The sequence below is a fragment of the uncultured Caballeronia sp. genome (genome assembly GCF_964243625.1).
Lineage (GTDB): Bacteria > Pseudomonadota > Gammaproteobacteria > Burkholderiales > Burkholderiaceae > Caballeronia.
The window spans coordinates 1-5311 of record NZ_CAXTGZ010000428.1 but is presented as its reverse complement, the minus strand read 5'-3'; the positions used below and the strand labels follow the sequence as shown (position 1 = coordinate 5311).

Sequence of the window (5311 nt, the reverse complement as noted above, 5' to 3'; positions counted from 1 at the left end):
CAAGTGCCGCGTTGCTGCGTGAGCGTTTGCGCAATGCGCGGCGGTCTTCGCCGCGCGAGCGTTGCGGGAAGAGCCGCGTGCGGTCGTTTTCGGGCGCGCCGAAGATCTGCGATGGCTCGCCATGCTCGACGATCACACCGCCTTCGGTGAAGAACACTTCGTCGCTGACGTCCTCCGCGAAGCGCATCTCGTGCGTGACGAGCACGCAGGTCTGGCCATCATCGACGAGTTCGCCGATCACGTTGAGCACTTCGCCCACGGTCTCCGGATCGAGCGCGGACGTGACTTCATCGAAGAGAATCAGGTCCGGACGCATGGCGAGCGTGCGTGCAATCGCGACACGCTGCTGCTGTCCGCCAGATAACTCTCCGGGGTAAGCGTGGGCTTTATCGGCGAGACGCACTTTCTTGAGCAATGCATGCGCGTCGTGTTCTGCTTCAGCGCGGCTACGGCCGAGCACGCTCACAGGCGCAATGGTCAGGTTCGCCAGCACGCTCAGGTGCGGGAACAGGTTGTACTGCTGGAACACAAAGCCAATGCGCTTGCGCAGTGCGATCTTCTGCGCATCGGTATGCTGCGCGCGAACATCGATTCCATCCACGCGGATCTCTCCGCGCTGTGGCGCGATCAGTCCGTTGATGCAACGCAGGATGGTCGATTTGCCCGACCCCGACGGCCCGATGATCGATACCGCTTCGCCGCGCCGCACCGACAGATTGATTCCGTTGAGCACCGGCGCAGCACCAAAGGAGAGACGGACGTCACTTAAAGAAACCAATACCGGGTCGGCGCTTTTATTGACCTCCCGGTCAACTGAAGGCGGCGTATGTTCAAGCAGATCAACCGCAAGCGCAAGGCGATTCATGCGGCCTCCACAGGCATTGTTGGGGTTTCCCGTGGCCCGTACGGGTCTCCCAGGGCTCACGAAAACATGCAGGAACGGAGATTCTAAGAAGAGCCTCCCTATTTCATAACCAAGCATTCGTAGAATCGATAGCATCCCGCTTGCTATAGCTTGCCTGATTCGTGTGCCTGACTCCATTCCACGCGATGCATCGTTTGTTTAGCAGATTCGCTCCCTTGGCGGCGTGTCAACGCTTGTCTATTCTTTGAGGCTCCCGGATTTCCGGCGTGGCCTCCTTGCTATGACCATAACGAACATCCGCCGCTTGATGACAGCGGTCACGATTGCGTGGGCACTCTCCACATCCCTCGTCGCTCATGCCGATGCAATCCTCGACAAGATAGTGGAGCTCGTGAAGGCGTCGGCGGTGGCGTCCGCAATCGCAGTCGGCGACGTCACTTACCAGTCCATCATGATCTGGACGCAGCGTGACAACGTGCTCGCGCTGATGCTGCTGATCCTGTCGTTCTTCGGCTTCGTGACGTGGATGGTCACGCTTGCAGGACGCTGGCTCGAACAACGCTTCGAGGTGCCCGGATATGGCTACTGATACGCGCGCCTCGTTTGGCACTCACCGGAAGTTCGATATCACCCGCGTACCGCCGGGCGTGTATGGCGTGCTCGGGGTTCTTGTCGTAGGCGCGGTGCTCTGGTCGCTTGCGCCTGAAAGCGGATCACGCGGCGAGACGCTTGCACGCCTCGCAGAATGGGCACCCGCGTTGGCGCACGGCTTTGCAATGAATGTGCTCATCAGCATCGGCGCGATTTTTATCGGCACGGTGATCGGTCTGATTGCAGGCGCCGTCGCGTTATCCCGATCGTTCGCCGGACGGCTCGCACGCATTTGGATCACCGCGTTTCGCAATGCACCTTGGCTGGTGCTCGTCTACTTCACGACCTACGTGTTCCCGTTCGAACTCCATGTATTCGGCACTACCGTGCCGTTTCCCGACTGGTTGAAGGTGACGCTGGGGCTCGCGCTGCCGGCGAGCGCAAACATAGCGGAAGTCTTTCGCGGTGCCGTTGCTTCGATACCGTCGGCGCAATGGGAAGCGGCGGCATCCATGGCGTTTTCGCGCACGCAGATCCTGATGAAGATCGTGGCGCCCCAATGCATGCGTCGCATGTTGCCGCCGTGGATGAACGTGTACGCGATCATCACCATGGGCACGGCCTTGTCGTCGCTGGTCGGCATTCACGACTTGCTCGATACCGCGCAAATCGCGAGCAGCACCGTTGCGCGCAGCAGCTTTACCGTGCTGACGTATGTCGCGACGCTCGTGATTTTCTTCGCTTACTGCTATCCGATCTCGTGGTTCACCCGCTGGTTCGAAAGGCGCTTGCGATAGATATCGTTATCAGTCAAGCGGGGTCTGTGCACTGCAACAGGAATCGTGATAATTTACGTTCCGTTCGATACGAACAAGTTCTCGGGGCGGGGTGCAACTCCCCACCGGCGGTAATCGCGCGGTTTGATTGAGCGCGTAGCCCGCGAGCGCTTTGTGATTCGGGTCTGGCTTCGGGCCGCCTGAAACGCAAAGGTCAGCAGACCCGGTTTGATTCCGGGGCCGACGGTCATAGTCCGGATGAAAGAGAACGGGACGGCGTGTGTGGATGCGTGCGGGATATCCCGCGCGCGTTCGTCCATGCCGTCCTTCGCCCTGTTCACACAAACAGGCAGGATTTGAATCATGACACTCTCCACCACGCTCGAAAATACGCCGGTCGCTCAGGCCGCGGGCAAACCCCGTCCACGTATTGCGTTTATCCAGTCATGCTGGCATCGCGATATCGTCGACCAGTGCAAGGCTTCGTTCCTCGATGCAATCCAGGCGCAAGGCTTCGCACGCGATGACATCGACCTCTATGAAGTCGCCGGCGCATTTGAGATCCCGTTGCACGCAAAGCTGCTTGCTCAGCGCGGTGACTATGCGGCGATTGTTGCAGCGGGGCTGGTCGTGGATGGCGGAATTTATCGTCACGAATTCGTGGCGCAAGCGGTCATCAACGGGTTGATGCAGGTGCAACTGGAAAGCGGTACGCCGGTTTTGTCGGCGGTGCTGACGCCGCATCATTTTCATTCGGGCGAAGAACATATCAAGTTCTTCCGCGAGCATTTCGTGGTCAAGGGCGTGGAAGCGGCGACGGCGTGCGCCGATACGATTCGCAAGGTTGCCGCACTTGGGGTGACCAGCGGGAAGTAAGGTGGTGCGCTGCTGAAGCAATTTCGCAACGCCAGGCGCAATCTGCGCCCTTGCACCGAGACGGAAACTCGCGCACAATGCATTGCAATTGCGATGCATGGAGAAAGGTAATGAAAACAGCGACGTTTCCGTCTGTGCGAGTTGAACCGGAATTGCGTGAGGCGGCGGAGAGCGTCTTGCAGGAAGGCGAAAGCCTGTCCGGATTTGTCGAGCAGGCGATCCGCGAAAACATCCTTCGTCGCCAGAACCATAGCGAGTTCGTGGCCCGAGGACTAGCCTCGCGCGACGAAGCTAAGCGAAGCGGCGACTATGTCCCGGCTGAAGAGGTGCTCGCGCGTTTGAGCAAGCGGCTCGATGCTGCTAAAGCGCGGGGTAAGACGCGTTGATGACGTTCGAAATACGTTTCACAGGTAGTGCAGCAGACGATCTCGAACGGCTCTATGAGTTCATTCTTACCCGTGATCCGCAAGATTTGCCTTTAGCCCAGCGTGCGCTAAGCGCTGTCCACGCCGGGATCATGACGCTGCGCAGCTCGCCGTTCACCTGTCGTAAAGCGCACTCGCAGTTGCCATTCTTGCGTGAGTTAATTATTCCTTTTGGCGGCTCCGGGTACGTCGCACTTTTTGAAATAGACGATAGCGATACCGTGACGATCCTGGCCGTGCGTCATCAGTTGGAAGACGACTATCACTGAGCACTTGTACGGTCTTGAAGAAAAGTGACGTGCCTTGTCAAGTCACACAGCTTACCCATCTGCGCTTTCGCCACAGCGTCGGATTTCCCCTCCGTCGCACGCCCGACAAACCTCCACACTGAAACTATCCGCGCCTCTGATTCCTGTCCAGAAATCGTCGACCTCGGAACGTTAATTGCTGACTTTGCGTCGGAGCAATATCGGATCATAAGGAGAAAGCGATGCGTAAGGAAACGCTCCCCTCGTCGACGGACACACTCGACACCGTACCTGATACATCGAGTCCCGCTTACGCGGCAAGGCATCCGCTCACCCGCGCGTTCGACACGTTCGCAAGCGCGGTCACACGATGGGCAGGATCGCCTGTGGCGTTTGGTATGGCGGTCATCAGCATCGTTGTCTGGGCCGTGACCGGGCCCGTGTTCCACTACTCAGAAGACTGGCAACTCGTGATCAACACGGGCACGACCATCGTGACATTCGTGATGGTCTTTCTTATTCAGCAAAGCCAGAACAAGGACAGCGTAGCGCTGCATCTGAAGCTCAATGAACTGCTCGCCTCTCACCGGCAAGCGGACAATCATCTGATCGGCATCGAGGATGCATCTGAAGAGGAACTCAGGCGGCTGGCCGCAGCCTACCTGAAAATGACGACGAAAGAAGACAGCGAGGCGATCACGGGTACATCGTCCGGAACGGCTTGACGATTTCGGCTTTACGGTCACGGCTCAACGCATGCCACCGCGATCACGCCAGCGCTGAGATGGCAAAGCACCGCCTTCGTCTTGGTGTCCGGACGAGGGCGCCTGTTGAGTACCGCTCGATACGAGCGGTGCGCCACTCGCCGTCTGCACGGACCTCGAGGTGCCTCCGTGCGTCGACGCTGGCGTCTCGGACCGGATCTCCTTGACCTGCGCCTCACGCACCAGCACCGGTGGCTTGTGCACGGCCGAAGGTTTCGGCGTGGTCGCTTTGGCCATTACCACTTTATGCGTCGCGACTTTCTTGTTTGCCAGTACCGGCGCCTTTTTCGACGTGCGCGTTGCATGTTCGTGCGTGGCCGCCCTGCTCCTGGGCTGACGGGAAGTCGCCGCAACAACGGCCGACGTATGCCGTGTATCGGCTAGTCTTGGAGGAGGCATGCTCGTACGCGCGACAGGCGCCGCCGGCTTGTCCTGATTCTGGCCAGCCATCACTTCATTGCGCAATTCAAGCGCGTCGGGATTGTCCCGATGCATCGCAAGGATGGCCGCGAGCAACACCTTCGCCGACTCCATGTCGTGACGCTGGAGGCTCTCGCGCACCGCATCGAGCGCAGCGGACATGCTTGCATCGTGACGGCTATCGAGTGCCGGTTCGCGCACCCGGTTGCCCTCCACCTCGGAGGTGCGAGCGACGTCGCTGGCGGTGGTATCGACGGGAGCGGTGTGCATCGAGCCGGGCATCAACGTGTATGCCGCCAGGCCGAGCACGCAGCCCAGCAACAACGCTGCGGCCGTGACCTCGACC

Annotated in this window: 6 protein-coding genes, 2 pseudogenes and 1 riboswitch; of the genes and pseudogenes, 6 read left to right on the top strand and 2 right to left on the bottom strand. The window is 59.4% G+C overall.

Translation table 11 applies throughout. From position 1 onward, the window contains the following. Positions 1 to 865, bottom strand: an 865-nt coding sequence (locus ACFFAR_RS23740; RefSeq protein ID WP_375508578.1) for an amino acid ABC transporter ATP-binding protein, incomplete at its 3' end; no start/stop codon positions are given. Positions 866 to 1247: 382 nt separating this feature from the next. Here ACFFAR_RS23740 and ACFFAR_RS23735 point away from each other — a divergent pair. The 6 genes and pseudogenes from ACFFAR_RS23735 to ACFFAR_RS23710 all read left to right on the top strand — a co-directional run. Then, positions 1248 to 1454 (top strand): annotated as a pseudogene (locus ACFFAR_RS23735) (amino acid ABC transporter permease); the annotation flags it as partial. Further along, positions 1444 to 2253 (top strand): amino acid ABC transporter permease, encoded by an 810-nt coding sequence (locus ACFFAR_RS23730; RefSeq protein WP_075358365.1) that lies wholly within the window; start codon positions 1444 to 1446, stop codon positions 2251 to 2253. The pseudogene ACFFAR_RS23735 and the gene ACFFAR_RS23730, both read left to right, overlap by 11 nt. A gap of 73 nt (positions 2254 to 2326) precedes the next feature. After that, positions 2327 to 2506, top strand: a riboswitch (FMN riboswitch). 89 nt (positions 2507 to 2595) lie between these two features. Beyond that, entirely contained in the window at positions 2596 to 3108 is a 513-nt protein-coding gene (locus ACFFAR_RS23725) for a 6,7-dimethyl-8-ribityllumazine synthase (protein WP_174365143.1), read from the top strand. Between the two features lie 110 nt (positions 3109 to 3218). Next, positions 3219 to 3494: a YlcI/YnfO family protein gene (locus tag ACFFAR_RS23720; protein WP_086383845.1), complete on the top strand. Its 276-nt coding sequence runs from the start codon at positions 3219 to 3221 to the stop codon at positions 3492 to 3494. Next, entirely contained in the window at positions 3494 to 3802 is a 309-nt protein-coding gene (locus ACFFAR_RS23715; protein ID WP_174365142.1) for a type II toxin-antitoxin system RelE/ParE family toxin, read from the top strand. Before ACFFAR_RS23720 ends, ACFFAR_RS23715 begins: the two co-directional genes overlap by 1 nt. Before the next feature lie 221 nt (positions 3803 to 4023). Continuing rightward, a complete protein-coding gene (locus tag ACFFAR_RS23710) occupies positions 4024 to 4506 on the top strand; it encodes a low affinity iron permease family protein (RefSeq protein WP_062002077.1) in 483 nt (160 codons plus the stop codon). A gap of 24 nt (positions 4507 to 4530) precedes the next feature. On the opposite strand, the pseudogene ACFFAR_RS23705 reads toward ACFFAR_RS23710, so the two are convergent. Then, positions 4531 to 5311, bottom strand: a pseudogene (locus ACFFAR_RS23705) (hypothetical protein); the annotation flags it as partial.

Coding starts and splice junctions, on each gene's coding strand:
- ACFFAR_RS23725 (WP_174365143.1), top strand. CDS start 2,596: ATGACACTCTCCACCACGCTCGAAAATACGCCGGTCGCTCAGGCCGCG.
- ACFFAR_RS23715 (WP_174365142.1), top strand. CDS start 3,494: ATGACGTTCGAAATACGTTTCACAGGTAGTGCAGCAGACGATCTCGAA.
- ACFFAR_RS23720 (WP_086383845.1), top strand. CDS start 3,219: ATGAAAACAGCGACGTTTCCGTCTGTGCGAGTTGAACCGGAATTGCGT.
- ACFFAR_RS23730 (WP_075358365.1), top strand. CDS start 1,444: ATGGCTACTGATACGCGCGCCTCGTTTGGCACTCACCGGAAGTTCGAT.
- ACFFAR_RS23710 (WP_062002077.1), top strand. CDS start 4,024: ATGCGTAAGGAAACGCTCCCCTCGTCGACGGACACACTCGACACCGTA.